Raw genomic sequence first — 16,181 nt, forward strand, 5'->3', positions numbered from 1 at the left:
ACAATCAGATTGCCAAGCGTATGCAGTTAAGTGATAAAACCATCAGCACTTACAAGACCCGGTTGTTGCAAAAGTTAAATGCACCAAACGTCTTGGAGTTGATTCTGCGGGTGAAATAGTACGCACGACCATTACGCCGCTCAATGGGCATGGTGCGAACTCTAAGCGTTAAGTAAAGGCGTGAGCTGGACCAAGATTGTATCGCTTGCGGTGCTTTGAGCAGCCGCCGCCAGCGTTTGGAGGGCGGGCGCTGCCGGGCTAACACTCTCTCCAAAGTGTTAGCCACTCTGTACTCTCAAGAGATCATTTTTTTCGCCACGGCTTCCTGCAGCTGGCTGATGGCGCAACGCACACGCAGGGCTAGATCGCCGGTTTCCTGGTCTGTCAGCTCTTGACGAAGACCTTCTTCATACCCCTTGGACGCATCAATCAGTGTTTGGGCGCCGACCATGCGTGCCGCGCCTCTGACACGGTGAACCACTTGTGCCAGCTCATACCAACGTTTACCGGCCACGTACTCGTCAAAATGCAGCAGGTCTTGACAATTGCTGGTGTACAAGCTGTCGAGTAAAGCGCGCTCCAGTAGCGGGTCCCCGTCGGTCAGGGAGTTGAACATATTCAGGTCAAGCACGTCGGTTTCGGGCGAGGCCAAGGACACTGGCTCTATTTCAGTCACTTCACCGCGCCGCTGATCCGGTAGCGCCGCCTCCAAACAGGTTCTGAGTGTCGTCAAGCTGACCGGTTTGAACAAGCAGTCATCCATGCCTGCCGCCAAGCAGCGCTGTCGTTCCAACTCTTGCGCATTGGCGGTAAACCCTACGATCAGGATGCGCGGCCGTGCTGTTGCGCGCTCATGCAGTCGCACGCTTCGCGTCAGCTCATAGCCATCCATGAGGGGCATGTTGCAGTCGGTGATCAGCACATCAAAGGTTTTGGCCTGGAGCAGTACAAAGGCATGCTGGCCATTTTCTGCCTCGCTAACCGCGTGCCCCAGAAAGGCCAGTTGTTGGCTCAGCAGTAACCGATTGGCAGGATGATCGTCGACCAACAACACGCGTAAAGGGATCGTGTGACGGCTTGTCAACAGCGGGGAATCGAGCCTGCTCATCGGTTCCAGTGCGGGGGCGGTTAACGTCAGCGTGATAAGCGTGCCCTGTCCCGGACGACTCTCCAGTCGCAGTTGGCCCGCCATCATCTCGACCAGTTGTTGGCAGATGGCCAGACCTAACCCTGTTCCCCCCCTTGTGTTGTTAGGCTCCTGAACCTGGCTAAAGGGCTGAAAAAGCAAGTGCTGATGCTCGGGAGCGATACCGATCCCACTGTCTTCCACGATAAATCGCAACTGCAGACCGGCGGCCGATTGCCGGGTGCGCAAGGACACGCTGATCCCGCCCTGGTCGGTGAACTTGATGGCGTTACTTAGCAAGTTGGAAAGCACTTGTTTCAAGCGTGGGCCGTCGACCAGAACCTCATGGCTCGACTCCAGTTGCAAGTCGCTGGTCAGATACAGGCCTTTTTGGCGTGCCAGGCCTTGGAACACCCGCTCTACTGATTCGAGTATTTCTTGGGGGCTGTTGCGTTGCGGCTCCAGCAGTAACTTGCCGGACTCAATCTTCGACAGATCAAGGATGTCACCAATCAGCAGCATCAAAGCATTGGACGATGTGTGCGCCACTTCGATCGCCGAGCGATCCCAGTTTTCGCCTTGATCCACGCGTGCCAGCGTCAGCTCCAACAGTCCGATAATGGCATTGAGCGGTGTACGAATCTCATGACTCATGACGGCGAGGAATCGGCTTTTCGCCTCGCTGGCTTGTACCGCCTGATCCCGCATGGCATGCAGCTCACGCAATAGCCGTTCAGTTTCGGACATGTCAATCCAGCCCATCAGCAGCCCAACGCAACGCCCATTGAGATCGTGGTGCGCAACGGACCACTGGCGATAACTGCGCAGCTTGCCGCCGACCAGCAAGTCGATCTGGGACATGGCCGGTTCATTGTTGAGTAGCAGAGCCTCATAAGCGCAGGGCTGGACGCAGGCAGGCGCTGAGTCGAGTCCTTCGACTTCGTGCCATTGACGGCCAATAACGGCGGATGGCTGCAGTCCATGCACGGCATAAAAAGCGTTGTTGCATAACACGAAAGCGCCACTGAGGTCGCGCACCACTACGGGTTGAGGCAGTCCGTCCAGCAATGCGCTGCGAAATGCCTGGCGTTCCTGTTCGGAGCGGTTACGAATGCCTCGATACCAAGCGTAGGCGAGCCACAGCAGTAGCAGGCCCAGGGTCGTGCCGGTGACAAGCATCACCCAGCGCAGGCGTTGGGCATAGTTGATCCAGACATTGCCTTCTGCGGGACGGCTACTCTGCCAGCGCTCCAACAGGTTGCCCACCATACGTGGCTCAATTTGATCGAAGGTCGCTTGCATCACACCCAAGAGCAGGGGCTGATCCTTGGCGATGGCAAAAGAAAGACTGGCTTGTTGTTGAGGCAGAGAGGTGATCACTCGCAGGTTTTTTGCGAAGTATTGATTGATCAAATAACGCGCCACCGGCAACAGCAGCACCGCCGCGTCTGCATCGCCGTCCGCTACGGCGACCAAACTGTCCAGTGGATTGTCAGTTTCAACCAGCTCCCATTGCGGATGCTGCAGTTGAAGTTCGTTGATAAGGGGTGAGCCCTTAATCAGTGACACACGTCGAATCTGTGCATCGTCCAGACTATGGGCGGCGTTCTCGCGCGGGCCAACCAAGGCGTAACTGCTGGTGCCGAACGGTTCGGTGTAATCAATAAAATCCTGATGTTCGGGCGTAGCCAGGGTGATCGGCGACATCTGCGCTTCACCCGTCTGGAGCATGTGCACGATTTCGGTGGCATTGGAGCGCTCGATCACTTTGAAGCGCAGGCCACTGCGTCGGCCGATCTCATGCAGCAGATCAGCGACCATGCCGCTAAAGTTGCCATCATCATCAAAAAAGCTATAGGGCGGGACGGCACCGCTCACTACCACGCGGACTTCGGGCTGGGTGGCTAGCCACTGCTGTTGTTCGGGGCTGTAGAGAGGCCCTTGGCGCGAATCAAAGCGAGCATTGCCGCCCCAATAGGAAAGAATATCTGCCTGCGTCAGGAGTAGAATGTTGGCAAGGACCCGATCGAAGAGAGTTGCGAGCAAAGCGTCGTTTGCCCGAAACACAAAGCTGTAGCCCGGCTCGTGTAACCCGGTCAGCGGGCGCATGCGCAGATTAGGCAGCTCCCCCAGGCCCATCTGATAGGACGCAGTGATCGCATCACAAATGGCCCAGTCGTCATGCTTGAACTCGACCGCGTGCAGGGCTTCGCGCACTGAGGGGTAGGTGCGCATGTGCGCATCCGGAAAGCTGCTGTGCAATTCATCGATTGCTGTATACCCCTCCACCGTCGCCAGCTTGGATTTCGAGAGGGTCGGTTGAGGGCCAAAATTTCCATCACGGCCCACCAGCACGGCTTGATTGGCGGCGTAAGGATTGGACAATAACAATCCTGGAAGTTGGGCTTCATAAGAGGAGCCCAATCCCAGTACATCCACTTCACCGGCGCGTAATGCTTGGAGCGCGCTGGGCCAGTCGGGGTAAGCGTGCACCTCGACTCCAAGCCCCAGGCTACCCGTGATCATTGACAGGTAATCCGCCATCAGGCCTTTGAGTTTGTGCTGGCGTACCAGCGACAACGGCCCATAGTCTTGCTCGCCGATCCCCAGTCGCACGATGCGGCGTGCCTTTAACCAGTTCGCTTCTTGGGGGGTTATCTCCATACGGACAACGGGCAACCCCGCTTGAGGTTCCAATTGCATCGGCTGCGCCTCGCTGGCAAAGGGGACGCTTAGGAGCAAGAGCAGAAGACAGCAGCGAGCGCGCCAGGCCCAGGCGACGGTGGGGAGATTTTGGGAAACATCACGTCTATGGATCGGCATATCGGCTGTTGCCTTGCATGATGAGGGTTATGGCTTATAGGACTCAGTTCAACGCCAAACTGCGTCCATAACGAATCAATTCCTTAGGCCTGGACAGGCCCAGCTTGAGCATGAGGCGATGGTTCAATTTATCGACATCGGAAGGGGTGATCATCAACGCCGACGCAATGCTCTGTACATCCCCTCCGCGCACCAAGCAACGCAGGGCCACGATTTCGCCATTTGACAAATCACCTGCCGCGGCGGCCATCGATTGGCGTGGGAACAGCATCTGGCCTTGGGCGATTTGCGAAATAGCGTTGAGCAACAAGGCAATGCCTCCGTTTTTACTGATAAAACCTTGAGCGCCCAGCTGGATACAGCGATAACTGTAGAGGCTGGCATCGAGCATGCTAAAGACTAGCACTGGTAATTGAGGATGATTTTTGCGTAGCTGGCGCAGTGTGGACAGTCCCTCCATCACCGGCATGTCCAGATCGAGCAGGACGAGCGAGGGAGCGCACGTCTGGGCCTGTTGCAAGGCTTTAACGCCACTGTCGGCTTGGCCCACCACTGAGAAGCCCTCATGTTCCAAGCGTATGGCTAGCAAAGTGCGCATGGTGGGATCGTCATCGGCGATCAAAATGCGACCTGCGTGTCGTTGACGGCCTTCACCGTGTTGACGCCTGTCCTTGTGCATGCGCATAGCCTTCTTGGGGTTGTGGAGGGTGGAGTTTCGTATGGTCGTAGCGTCGTACGCAGTACGGATAGTGTTCGAAGCAAGTGCCAATGCCCTCCATCGGCAGCTGCAATCCCAGCAGGGTAGAAGCGTGCTGGGGCGGGACGTCCATGGAGGTCAGCTGTGAGTCAGCGGGTTCAGGAACCCTTTGCGTACGCTGGCCGGGCATGTTGGTGTTTTCAGCGGGTTTCCCCATATGGCAACTATGCAATATAGGGGAGTATCAGCCATGGGTTGAAATGAACACATAGGTGGCGCAGGCGGCAGGGTGTACACAGGCTGACCCAGGCCTGCCGCTCAAGCGGGTGACGGTAAGCTTAAAAAGACACTTTGGGCGCAGAAATCCAGCGGGCCACTGTTTGCGGCTGACCGCTTTGTCGACGCAACGCAGTCCAGGGTACTACGGTCACCTGGCTGAAAATTGCTTCATAGTTATCGGGCGTCCACTCGGTGAAATGTTTCGGGTTCAGCGGGTTTTTGTTGTACTGGACCTCGTAATGCAAGTGAGGGCCCGTGCTGCGTCCGGTGTTACCGCTGCGAGCGATTTCCGCACCTTTGCCGACGACGTCGCCGGGACGGAAATTGAGCTTCTGCAGATGGGCATACAGCGTTGTAAAACCCATGCCATGATCAATGACGATGTAATTTCCAAATGGAGAGGTGTTGGAGCTATCGGCAACCTGGATTACCCCGCCAGCAGTACTAAAAACCGATGTGCCTGGCGCCGCAGAAAAATCAATTCCGGTGTGGGGCTTGGATTTCTTTTGGGTGGGATGCAGGCGCGAGCCGAAAGTTGAACTCGGTTTGGCATTTTTCAGTGGTGATCCATTCGGGATATGACTGAGCATTGTTGTGCGTTCGGTTGCCTGTTGCGGATACGGACGCGGAATTTCGCTGGTTGTGAGTGACTGGTTTTTCAGCCAACGACTGAGGCTCGGACCCTGTTCGATGGGCGAAGTCCCTGCCGATTTTCGTCCGAACGCGTCCTGAAAAATATCAATGCCCGGGCCGCACAGGATGCTGTTGCAAGCAGGCTGGTGCGGTGCGCCCGTTATCATGGTCGCAGCGGCCTCGGTCACGAAAACGCTCGCACTCATTATCACTACGCTACGGACGCAGAGCGACTTGCAAAACGACCGTGAGTTAAAAGGGCGTTGAAGCAAGGAAGTGATAAAACGGTAAGGCGTGAAGTAGTTCATGAGTCAGGTGGTATTTTCCGAGGGCTATTCATGGGAGTGCCTTGGCACATCGCAGTTTCTGCAGGTGGACCGCTGTCGAGCGATATGGGTAAGCGACTCACATTGATAAAGTGCCGGCCTGGCGGTGAAGGAAAAAAAGTAGAGCTTCAGCCCCCGCGGTACACGAGGACTCATGCAGCCAATGAGCCGCACAGTGAGTGCAAGAAAACACTCGGTCGATGATGGGGGGTATTGTCGGGGGGTTCCCCGTGGCTTGAGTTCGGGGAATGCCGAATCCCCTGTAGGGGAATCCCTCAGTCGGTCGCGTAACAGCAATGCTCCCCACGTATCGACAGGGGGCAACCGTGCGGCCAACACACCTTCCTGACACCGTCGCTTGGCGCGCTTGCCAGCGCAATTGGCCCATCAGTCTATCGCCGCCATTTGCCTTCTCTGGCAAAATCGGCGGCATGACTTCGCATCCAAATCTCGATCAATAAAACCCTGAAGAGCTGCGTGCTTTGGCGGCGCAGTTGATCCAGCGCGTCGAGACAATGGACAAGCAATCACCCATCACAAGTCGGTCAACGAGAAGCAGGCCCACGAGATCGCGCTGCTCAAGCGCTTCAAGTTTGCCAAGCGCAGCGAGCAGCTAAGTCCGGATCAGGCCAGCTTGCTCGACGATTTGATCGACACCGATATCGCCGATATCGCAGCGGAGCTTGAGGCGCTGCAACCGGCAACTGTTCGAAGCCAAAGTGCGCCAGCAACCCAAGCGCGCACCGCTGCCATCGCCATTTCCACGCACGTTGATCCATCACGAGCCGGATAACAGCCCCTGCCAATGCGGCTGCGCGCTCAAACGCATCGGTGAAGGTGCCAGCGAAAAGCCCGACTACACACCGGGCGTGTTCACCATCGAGCGCCACATCCGTGGGAAATGGGCCTGCGAACAATGCGAAACGCTGATCCAGGCGCCGGTACCGGCGCACGTCTTCGACAAGGGTACGGTACGGCGCGACATCGGGGGCTACTCGGCCCCTGCACCCGTATCACAATCAAGAAACCTTAAGGCCGTGAAACAGCCTGCCTAAGCGGCGCAGGCCGATAAAGCCGCCCGCCGACTCAACCGGGCGCGTGTGCGCACTGGCTTATCAAAAATGTACTAACGCTACAGCCCGTCGAGTGCCGTCGGTGAAGGCATGCATTTTGAGATTTGCACTAGACTTGGAAAACCCATTGCATTCATCTACGACGTACTGACGCTGGTCAACGTCATGAAGGAGAGGCCGCGGATTCGGAGTATTTTTTGCTAAACAAAGGGCTCAAGTGCATTCCTTAATGGGCCATCCCGGTATGGCTGAACTCAGGGATGGAGCAGTTAGAACAAAACAGATGAATACAACGTGCGGAGCACTGGCCATGTTAAGAATCCGTGATTGGATAACGCACCTTACGGCTTCTACCTTTGCCCGCTCCGCGTTGATCATCAACATCGTAGCGGCGCTCCCATTGGCTCTTTGCGGGGGCGCTATTTATGCCGCAGCCGAGGCAAACGCTTCCCCCGATTCACCGCAACGTGAGTATCTGACCCTCTCGACTGATAGCGCAATGAAGCCGTGGATCGGCGATCTCGACGCAATGATCGATCGACAGGTCATTCGAGTCCTGACGGTTTACAGCAAGACTTTCTATTTTGTCGACCGAGGTGTCCAGCGCGGAATAACTTACGACTTTGTTCGCGAATTCGAGGAGGACCTGAACAAAAAACTGGCCAAGGATAAAAAGCTCAAGCACAAGGCTCTGAAAGTACGCGTGGTGTTGATTCCTGTCTCTCGGGATGAGTTGTTGCCGGCGTTGGTCGCCGGCAAAGGCGATATTGCGGCGTCTAACCTGACCGTGACAGAGGAACGCAAGCACCTGGTTGATTTTACTTCACCCATTTATAGCAACGTCAGCGAGGTAGCGGTCTCCGGTCCCTACTCGCCCGCGGTGTCCAGCGTGGACGATTTGGCGGGACAGGTGGTCTTCGTCCGCAAATCCTCCAGTTATTACGAGAGCTTGATGACTCTCAACCAGCGCTTTGCTGGCGAGGGCCGGCCAGCGGTCATCCTAAAGGAAGCACCGGAGGCCTTGGAGGACGAGGACCTGATCGAGATGCTGAACGCCGGCATGATTCCTCTCATCGCCGTGGACAAGTATAAAGCGCACTTCTGGAGGAAGGTCTTTCCGGCGATCACGGTGCATGATGACGTCATGTTACGCACCGGCGGCGAGATTGCCTGGGCGATCCGTAAGGACAGTCCGCAGTTGCAGGCCACCACTAATGACTTCATTGCTCGTCACGGCCAAGGGACCGTCATCGGGAACATGATCTTGACGCGTTTTTTTAAAAGCGGAAAACATGTGAAAGACTCGGTTTCCAAGTCCGAACGCAAGAAATTTATCGCATTGGTTCGGTACTTCCTGCAGTACGGGGACAAATATAATGTGGACTCTTTACTGATGGCCGCTCAGGGATATCAGGAGTCTCAACTGAATCAGGCCGCCAGAAGCAAGTTAGGTGCCATTGGCGTCATGCAGGTCATGCCCGCCACCGGCAGGGAGCTTGGCGTCGGTAACATCGCGCTAGTTGAGCCAAACATCCACGCCGGGATCAAGTACATGCGCTGGATGATCGACCAGTATTATAGTAAGGAGTCCATGACCAACCTGGACAAGGCCTTGTTCGCCTTCGCTTCTTACAATGCTGGGGCGGGCAGAATTTCAAAACTTCGTAATGAAGCCGCGCTGCGTGGGCTGGACCCGAACGTCTGGTTTCACAACGTTGAGTACGTTGCCGCCGAGAAGATCGGTGCGGAAACGGTTACCTACGTCAGTAATATCTACAAGTACTACATTGCCTACCAATTGATCATGCAAGCTCAGGCGGCGAAGGGCGAGGCTACGCAGGCGCTCAAAAAACAGATAAGAGAGGCACCTTGACCTATCATGTGCGCTCCGAAAAATCACCCGGTACGGGCATGGTATCCCAGGCAGGAGCCTGCGACCCCTGCGCCGCAGAAAACTCTCAATACCTTTCGGCCGTGAAACAACCCATCTGCAGGGTGTTCTCACGCGCCTGCCGACGCTGCGGGCGAGTGAAATCGGTCAGTTGCTGCCGTATAGGTGGCAGCCGGTTTAATCACGCAACGCGTGATGCCCGGACGTACGACAGGGGCCTAAGTCGGGCCTTTCAGGTTGATGGGTAAAGGCGCTGGATTACCCGCTGATCCGTGGCTCATTTGCCTGGAGAGCACAGCTCCATCCACTTGACCTATCTCCCTCCAGCTGATTACGCCCGCGACTTGGCGCTCGCCCACTCTTGCTCCGTCAGGTATGGCGTCATAAGGCTGTATCGGCGAGGCACAATCGGAATGAGCGCACCGACAATCATTTGCAGGATTTTCCTACAGTCACGCCCAGCGGGTTCGCGTTTAATCGCTTTCGATTGCTGGCAGGCCCACATCGATCAGCGCTTAGGCAGCTGCGGGTCGATCTGCCAGTGATCGTTGTAAATGCTGAAATCAAAACCCTTTGCCGTGGTCATGCTCAGTGAGTGGCCACGGTTTTTTTGAGGGTTCTCGGTGTCGTCCGCCTGATCGTGCAGCGGCGCTACCTCTGTGCGCCCCATCCTTTTGACTTCTCCTTACAGGAATTCCTGATGTTTCGTACCCGGCTTTTTTGCGTGGCCATTTTGTTGAGCCTGGCAGCCAATGCTCATGCTTTCAGCACCACCAGTCGCGCAATTTCGGGCGTGCTCAACACCACCTCGGATGCCACCTCCAAGCTCTCTTCGTCACTGCGTGACGATAAGATTGTGCTGGCGGCGCAGGATGATGCCGCAAGCTTCGTGGCCAGTGACGGCGTCATTCGCGGGGCTCGGCTGGAAAGTGCCTTGGTGCATATCCGCGCTACCGAGCCGGCGCTGATGCCCTTGACCGATGCCGAATTGGCACAAGCTATTTTGGCCCTCTAGATCGTTCGCGAAGCGCAATGGGTTGGGGTTAAGCGTCTGCGGTATGTGGCGCTAGGCGCTCGTTTCGATCTTTGTCGATGAACTGTTCATGCCGTTGTTTTGCAGGTTTTGCCTACAGCCGCGTAGGGCGCCTCGCGTCTAATCTGTTGTTTCTTTTTTCGATGTGTTTGCCCCGGCAGGGTCCATGCTCACTGCGACGACCGCTAATGGAGAGAAACAGCTCCCGTCGGTTGGTCTCTTGGCGGCGCGTGCACCGACTCTCGTCAATGAGCTGGATCGGCACACCGAACCTGACACTGTCAACTCCCCTAAATACAAGGAGCAAGATGATGCACTTACGTAAGTGGATACCGAAGCTCGGCCTGGTGGCGGCTTCGGTTTTGGCGTTGTCGGCCACGGCCGGCGCCGCGCAAAAACCCAACATCCTGGTGATCTACGGCGACGACATCGGCCAAACCAACATCAGTGCCTATTCCATGGGCGTGGTGGGCTACAAGACGCCGAACATCGACCGCATCGCCAAAGAAGGCATGATGTTCACCGACTATTATGCGGAGAACAGCTGCACGGCCGGGCGCTCCTCATTCATCACCGGTCAGTCGCCTTTACGCACAGGCCTGACCAAGGTTGGACTTCCCGGTGCCCCCGTGGGACTGCAAGCCCGTGACATTACCATTGCCCAGGCGCTTAAACCCTTGGGCTATGCCACCGGCCAGTTCGGTAAAAATCACCTGGGTGATAAAGATGAATACCTGCCGACCAATCATGGGTTCGACGAGTTCTTCGGCAACTTGTACCACCTCAACGCCGAAGAAGAGCCTGAGCGTCCGTACTGGCCCAAAGATGATCCGGACTTTGTCAAAGCCGCTACCCCGCGTGGTGTGATTCACAGCTACGCCGACGGCAAGATCGAAGACACCGGTGCGCTGACTAAAAAGCGTATGGAAACCATTGACGACGAAACCACCGCCGCCGCCCAGGCCTTCATGACCAAGCAGGTCAAAGCGGAAAAGCCGTTCTTCGTGTGGATGAATACCACGCGCATGCATGCCTTTACCCATGTGCGCGACGCTCACTTGGGCCAGAGTGGCATGCCGGGCAATGAGTACGCCGACGGCATGCTTGAGCATGATGGCGACGTGGGCAAATTGTTGAAAACGCTCGATGACCTGAAGGTCGCCGACAACACCATCGTGGTCTACACCACAGACAATGGTCCAAATCAGTTTACCTGGCCTGATGCGGCCACCACGCCATTTCGCAACGAGAAGAACTCCAACTGGGAAGGCGCTTACCGGGTGCCAGCGATGATTCGTTGGCCGGGCAATATCAAGGCCGGCGAAGTGTCCAACGAAATATTCTCAGGCATGGACTGGTTCCCTACCTTGCTGGCGGCGGCGGGCAATGCTGACGTCAAAGAGAAGTTGCTCAAGGGGTGGGCCCCCAAGGCGGGCGGCACCAACTTCAAAGTGCACCTGGACGGTTATAACCAGCTGCCTTACCTGACCGGTCAAGAGCCGAAGGGCGCGCGTGAGGAGTTTTACTACTTTAACGACGACGGCATGCTGGTCGCCATGCGCTTTGGCAACTGGAAGGCTGTGTTCTGCGAGCAGCGCGAACCGGGTGGCTTCAAGGTCTGGAGTGAGCCTTTTGTGTGCCTGCGGATACCGAAAATCCTCAATTTGCGTATGGACCCGTATGAGCGCGCTGATGTGGTCTCCGACCAGTATTACGACTGGGCGGCCCAAAATATCTACCTCACAGTCATGGCCACGATGAAGGCTGCGAAGTTTCTGCAAACCTTTGTCGCCTATCCACCAAGTCAAAAGCCGGCCAGTTTCAGCATTGACCAGATTCGCGCTGCGGTAGATGCGCAGATCGAAGCTCAAAGTCAGGCTGCCGGTCGCCACTAGCGATCAATCGCCATCCACCCATTGAGTGGATGGCGTTTTTCTCAGCCCCGTTTTTGGGCGGGGCTAAGAAAAACGCCTTCTATCGAGGCCTCTGAGGCGCTCAGACAGCATCGCAGCGGCAACAGGGCAGCTTGAAATGATTGAGCAACAACGAGCGCCTGTTCGCCAGGCGTAGGAACAAAAAAGGATTGATCCGCGAGCCATCGTTTGTTCGCTACAGGAGTCATCATGGTTGTTAACAAAAGCTGCTGCGCTCCTGCGCTTCTCGCCTTGTTGTGTGCTTTTTGTCACCCGGCATGGGCAGTCGATGTTGGTGAGGTGGATAACGGCGTGTGGGGTGCTCGAAAAGCCCTGCCCGGCCCAAGCGTATTGGTCGGTTCGACACTTGAGAGCCACTGGCGTGGGGCGCAAGGGGGGCATGATTTTGGCTTGGCGGCCAGTTATCGGCACGCCGTGCGCGAGCTGGCTCAGTCGCGGGCTTCCCACCACAGCGGCGTTCTCTCGCTACCCACAGTCAGTCTTCAGATCACTGATCAATGGTCATATGGTTTGAATGTTTCTGCGGTGTACGGCTTGCTCAACGCCGAAGAAGAGATCGAACCGGTGCCGTTCCATTCAACCGAACCCTTGGGCGTCAGCCTCGATACCATCGAAGCCCCTTGGCACCCGCAAGCATACATCGAGCTCGATGAGGCGCTGCGTCTGACGGCAGTTCTGCCAGGGGCGCCGCTACGAACTGCGGCACTTGGTTGGCAATCCCCGCCAATGCAGAGTCATTGGCTGGGGGGAGTCGCCTTGCGCGAGCCGAGCGGCTCATCCCCTGCAGTGACAAGAGCACTCACAGGCAATGCTCAGGCGCAAGACACCTGGCCATTGACCTGGGAGACACAGTACCAAGCCAGCGCGAAGTGGTTATGGAATACGCGATTCACCTACGACGCCAATGCGATGTCCAGCGGATCACATGCCTTGAATACTCCCTCGGGGGAGTCTTTGCGCCTGGCGACCGGGGCCACCTATGCGTTGGGCAAGAACACGGACGTTAATGTCAGTTGGGCGCTGGTCCGCGTGGGCGACATGGTTGATCAAACCAAAACCGCTTCCGAAGCGCGCACGTCCGCAGAGCTGGATCACGCTTGGATTCAGGCCCTCAGCGGCCATATCACTTCGAGTTTTTGATGTCCGTTCACCCCAATAATCAAAGTCATCTAAGGAAGCATCACATGAGCTTGTCCAGAACACTGCTGGTGGGCGCCGTCTTGTCCAGCATGCTGCTTGGCGGTTGCACATCCATGACCCCGTCGCAGTCGCAATACTCCGGGTATCTGGTCAGTTATGCGGACCTGCAAAAGGTCAGCCTTTCCCGTGACCAGAAAGCCCTGCGCTGGGTCAGCCCATCCTGGAATCCGGACGCCTATGATGTCGTCGCCTTCGAGCAGTTGGACCTATTTATTTCGACTGAACCCAATGACCGCGTCACCGCCCAGACCCTGAACCAGTTGCAGGCATCAATGACGGCTACGACCAGGCACGCCTTGAGCGAGAAATACCGGGTAATTCCCAACGTGGCATCGGCACCGGCCAATACGCGTGTGCTGCTGTTGCGCGTCGCGATCACTGGCGTACGTGCGTCCAATGAAGGTATGAAATGGTATGAAGTGGTACCCGTTGCGGCAGTGGTGGGTGGTGTCAGTGCCGCCACCGGCCACCGTGACCAGGACACCGAGCTCTACCTTGAGGCCGAGATGGTCGACGCTCGCACAAAGCAGTCGGTGGCGAAGGTTGTCCGCAAGGTTTTTGGCGAGCCACTGGAAAATGCCCGTCAACCGGTGACTGCTGAAACCTTCAAGGTCGCGATGCAGGGACTCGACAACGATCTACAGGCGTTCTTGCAGTAAGGCTTGGGTTGAACGAATGTTCATTTGCCTGATGGGCTTCCCTAGGCCAGGGCAAACCAGGTGGGACGTAAACTTCAGGTCTTTGCCGTTTGCCGCTTAGCGAAGCTGAAACTGTTTCGACGGACGCTGGGCGGCCCGCGCTTGCACGTAGCGTCCTGCTGCTCCGGTGAGGCATTGACTGGCGGATTCGCGAAGTGGGTACAAGTAGCGTTATGCAGCCAAGCGCCCATTGTTGCGTTTACGTCAGTATTTTTAATACCGCAGGTGCTCGGCCAATGCAGATAAACAGTGAGATGCGCGATGCCGGAAACGGGTCTGAAAGCCCCCAGGTCCTAGTCCACGGGACAGGGACAGGGACAGGGACATGAGCAGGTTGAAGTGCCCTGGGCATCAACAAATTCCAGACGAGCTGCCGCTTGCCCTTTTGGCGGCGAGTCATCATGCGCGCGCGCCAATAGGCGTAGGATTGGCGATAGGCTTGGCCATTTTAGCGGGGATTACCATCGGTCTGCTGTCAGGACTCGTTTTTTATCAAGCTATGAGCACTTCTGCGCGCCTGGTCGACGCTACTGAGTCGGAGCGGTCTGCGGCGACAACACGTCCAAGCGAGCCGTGGGATAACTCATTCTTGGAGGGGCGGGACTGTACGGTGTGGCACTCCAATGAAGGTCTGGGAGCATTTCTGGATGCGCAATATTCTCCAGGAACCATGTTTTAACTCGGGCTGTTGATGGGCCGGGAATAGAATCACCTGGTAGCCCCGGGTTTGGAGATGCACCGTGCAACCACTATTTTGTTTGCAGGCGACCCGCGGTTTGGCCGCGCTGCTGATCGTTGCTTATCACTCCCTGTTGATCAATGCGCAGTATGTGCAGGGGGCGCTGCTACCCCAAAGTCTGTTCCGGCTTGGACAACTTGGCGTGGATGTGTTTTTTGTCGTAAGCGGATTTGCTCTGGTCATCGCCAGTCAACATCAGTTTGGTGCGACGCGTCAGTCCTTCCGTTTCTTGAAGCGGCGTTTTGTGCGTATTTATCCCCTGTATTGGGTGTATTTTATCGCCATATATGTCCTGCTCCGCCTAGAGCCTGGCATGGTGAACAGTTCGCCAGCGCAAGAGTTCGACGTCACCGCGTCATTCTGGATGTTGCCACAGTCGGCGGTCCCCATGCTCAGCGTGGGGTGGTCTTTGATTCATCAACTCTGGTTCTACTCAGTATTTGCTGTATTCCTACGGCTTGCACCGCGATGGGCCACGGTCGCATTTGTCGCCTGGGGAGGCGCCGTCGTCTGCTCGGGCATTCTGTTTCCACATCACGACAACCCCTATTTACGTATCGTGACCCATGCCTCGTCGCTGGAGTTCATCTTCGGCGCACTCGCTGCGATGATCTATCTGAGGCAGTTGCGCCGCTCGTCAGTCACAGTGTTGGCTGAGCCCCTGTTGCTCATGTTTGGGATAGGGAGCATTGGCTACGCCCTGTGCGCGCAGGTGATCGATGCCGGTTCTGTTCCGTATCTTTCGTTGGTGCGAGCTTTCACCTTCGGCTCGGGCGTGGCACTTGTGCTATTGGTTTTAGCCTTGCAGGAGTCAAAAGGTCGATTGAGGGCCTTTTCAGTACTCAAGTCCATCGGGGATCTCAGCTATTCGCTGTGCCTCTCTCACCTGTTGACGCTGGGCGTTTGTGGGCGGGTATGGCAATGGTCGGGACTTAGCGCAAGCGGTTGGTGGGTGCAGGCTCTATTTTGGTTGCTGGCGTATGCTGCGGTCTTGGCTTTGGCGGCTTTGAGCTGCCACCTGGTGGAGAAACCACTGCGGCGCTATGCCGAGAAGACGTGCTTTTTCCGTACGCAACCAAAGGGCTACAAGCGCCGTGAGGTAGCCGGCCGCGCTGAGGGTTGATTGGGCTGAGCACTCAGGTTTTTTTCCTGAGCTTTTAATCGCCGTTGTCGCTTTGATCGAGTTAAAAGCAATATCGATCCCCGAATCAATTCTCCCAAAAGGCTTCGACCCCATCCCGGTATTGCTCGCGTAACAGGCTTTGAAAGTCGTGATTGGCTAATTCGTGAGTATCGCCCCCGCCCAAACATAACATTAAGGATGGCTCCACCCAATCCTCAAGCGCTCCTCGTGTATAAGGGCAGGGTAACCATTGGCTCAATTGCGCCGCGGTATCACTTGCGCGGGGATATGCTGCAAGACGTTTGCACAGTCCATAATTGCTCCCGCAAAAGTAGGACGAGTCATCGATTTCGATGGCTCCAAAAAGCCGGAGGTGCTCGGCGATAATCGATGCCGCCCGATGTAGGTCGGTTCCTTGGTTCATAGAAGTGCGCGAGTCCTGCGGCAAATTTCCAGCATTGGTGAATCCCCCGTCGTCATCTTGCCGCGCTTTCGCAGCCGGAGTCTGTCACACCCGCTAGCCAGCCTTCGACGTTCGTATCAACATCAGCGGGAGTCTCGTCGACTTCAGCATCGTTTCAGAGTGCTCTGAATATAGGTAGAAAA

At 56.4% G+C, this 16,181-nt stretch carries 12 protein-coding genes and 1 pseudogene; 9 read left to right on the forward strand and 4 right to left on the reverse strand.

The window, feature by feature from the left end; translation table 11 throughout:
* The first annotated feature begins 20 nt into the window (after window positions 1-20).
* Window positions 21-119 (forward strand): LuxR C-terminal-related transcriptional regulator, encoded by a 99-nt coding sequence (locus tag NL116_RS01360; RefSeq protein WP_494375698.1) that lies wholly within the window; start codon window positions 21-23, stop codon window positions 117-119.
* A 176-nt stretch (window positions 120-295) separates the two neighbouring features.
* On the opposite strand, the gene NL116_RS01365 is transcribed toward NL116_RS01360, so the two are convergent.
* From NL116_RS01365 to NL116_RS01375, 3 genes are all read right to left on the reverse strand, one after another.
* Complete coding sequence (locus tag NL116_RS01365) at window positions 296-3,949, reverse strand: ATP-binding protein (RefSeq protein ID WP_494375699.1); 3,654 nt, start codon at window positions 3,947-3,949, stop codon at window positions 296-298.
* Between the two features lie 43 nt (window positions 3,950-3,992).
* Entirely contained in the window at window positions 3,993-4,628 is a 636-nt protein-coding gene (locus NL116_RS01370) for a response regulator (protein WP_494375700.1), read from the reverse strand.
* Between the two features lie 356 nt (window positions 4,629-4,984).
* Window positions 4,985-5,746, reverse strand: a complete 762-nt coding sequence (locus tag NL116_RS01375) for a M23 family metallopeptidase (protein ID WP_494375701.1) — start codon at window positions 5,744-5,746, stop codon at window positions 4,985-4,987.
* 611 nt (window positions 5,747-6,357) lie between these two features.
* Between NL116_RS01375 and NL116_RS01380 the strand changes: the two are divergent.
* Together NL116_RS01380 and NL116_RS01385 are read left to right on the forward strand one after the other, a co-directional pair.
* A pseudogene (locus tag NL116_RS01380) lies at window positions 6,358-6,852 on the forward strand (IS66 family transposase); the annotation flags it as partial.
* Window positions 6,853-7,267: 415 nt separating this feature from the next.
* Window positions 7,268-8,830 (forward strand): MltF family protein, encoded by a 1,563-nt coding sequence (locus NL116_RS01385; RefSeq protein ID WP_494375702.1) that lies wholly within the window; start codon window positions 7,268-7,270, stop codon window positions 8,828-8,830.
* A 526-nt stretch (window positions 8,831-9,356) separates the two neighbouring features.
* Here NL116_RS01385 and NL116_RS01390 read toward each other — a convergent pair.
* Complete coding sequence (locus NL116_RS01390) at window positions 9,357-9,518, reverse strand: hypothetical protein (protein WP_494375703.1); 162 nt, start codon at window positions 9,516-9,518, stop codon at window positions 9,357-9,359.
* A gap of 30 nt (window positions 9,519-9,548) precedes the next feature.
* On the opposite strand from NL116_RS01390, the gene NL116_RS01395 reads away from it, so the two are divergent.
* From NL116_RS01395 to NL116_RS01420, 6 genes are all read left to right on the forward strand, one after another.
* Complete coding sequence (locus tag NL116_RS01395) at window positions 9,549-9,863, forward strand: DUF2388 domain-containing protein (RefSeq protein ID WP_494375704.1); 315 nt, start codon at window positions 9,549-9,551, stop codon at window positions 9,861-9,863.
* Between the two features lie 326 nt (window positions 9,864-10,189).
* Window positions 10,190-11,776: an arylsulfatase gene (locus NL116_RS01400; protein ID WP_494375705.1), complete on the forward strand. Its 1,587-nt coding sequence runs from the start codon at window positions 10,190-10,192 to the stop codon at window positions 11,774-11,776.
* 228 nt (window positions 11,777-12,004) lie between these two features.
* Window positions 12,005-12,955: a hypothetical protein gene (locus NL116_RS01405; RefSeq protein ID WP_494375706.1), complete on the forward strand. Its 951-nt coding sequence runs from the start codon at window positions 12,005-12,007 to the stop codon at window positions 12,953-12,955.
* 44 nt (window positions 12,956-12,999) lie between these two features.
* Window positions 13,000-13,674, forward strand: coding sequence for a DUF3313 domain-containing protein (locus NL116_RS01410; RefSeq protein ID WP_494375707.1), 675 nt, complete (start codon window positions 13,000-13,002; stop codon window positions 13,672-13,674).
* A gap of 364 nt (window positions 13,675-14,038) precedes the next feature.
* Window positions 14,039-14,392 (forward strand): hypothetical protein, encoded by a 354-nt coding sequence (locus tag NL116_RS01415; RefSeq protein WP_494375708.1) that lies wholly within the window; start codon window positions 14,039-14,041, stop codon window positions 14,390-14,392.
* Window positions 14,393-14,453: 61 nt separating this feature from the next.
* Window positions 14,454-15,575, forward strand: a complete 1,122-nt coding sequence (locus NL116_RS01420) for an acyltransferase family protein (RefSeq protein ID WP_494375709.1) — start codon at window positions 14,454-14,456, stop codon at window positions 15,573-15,575.
* Window positions 15,576-16,181 lie beyond the last annotated feature (606 nt).

This window comes from Pseudomonas sp. FBCC-B1667 (assembly GCF_059133255.1).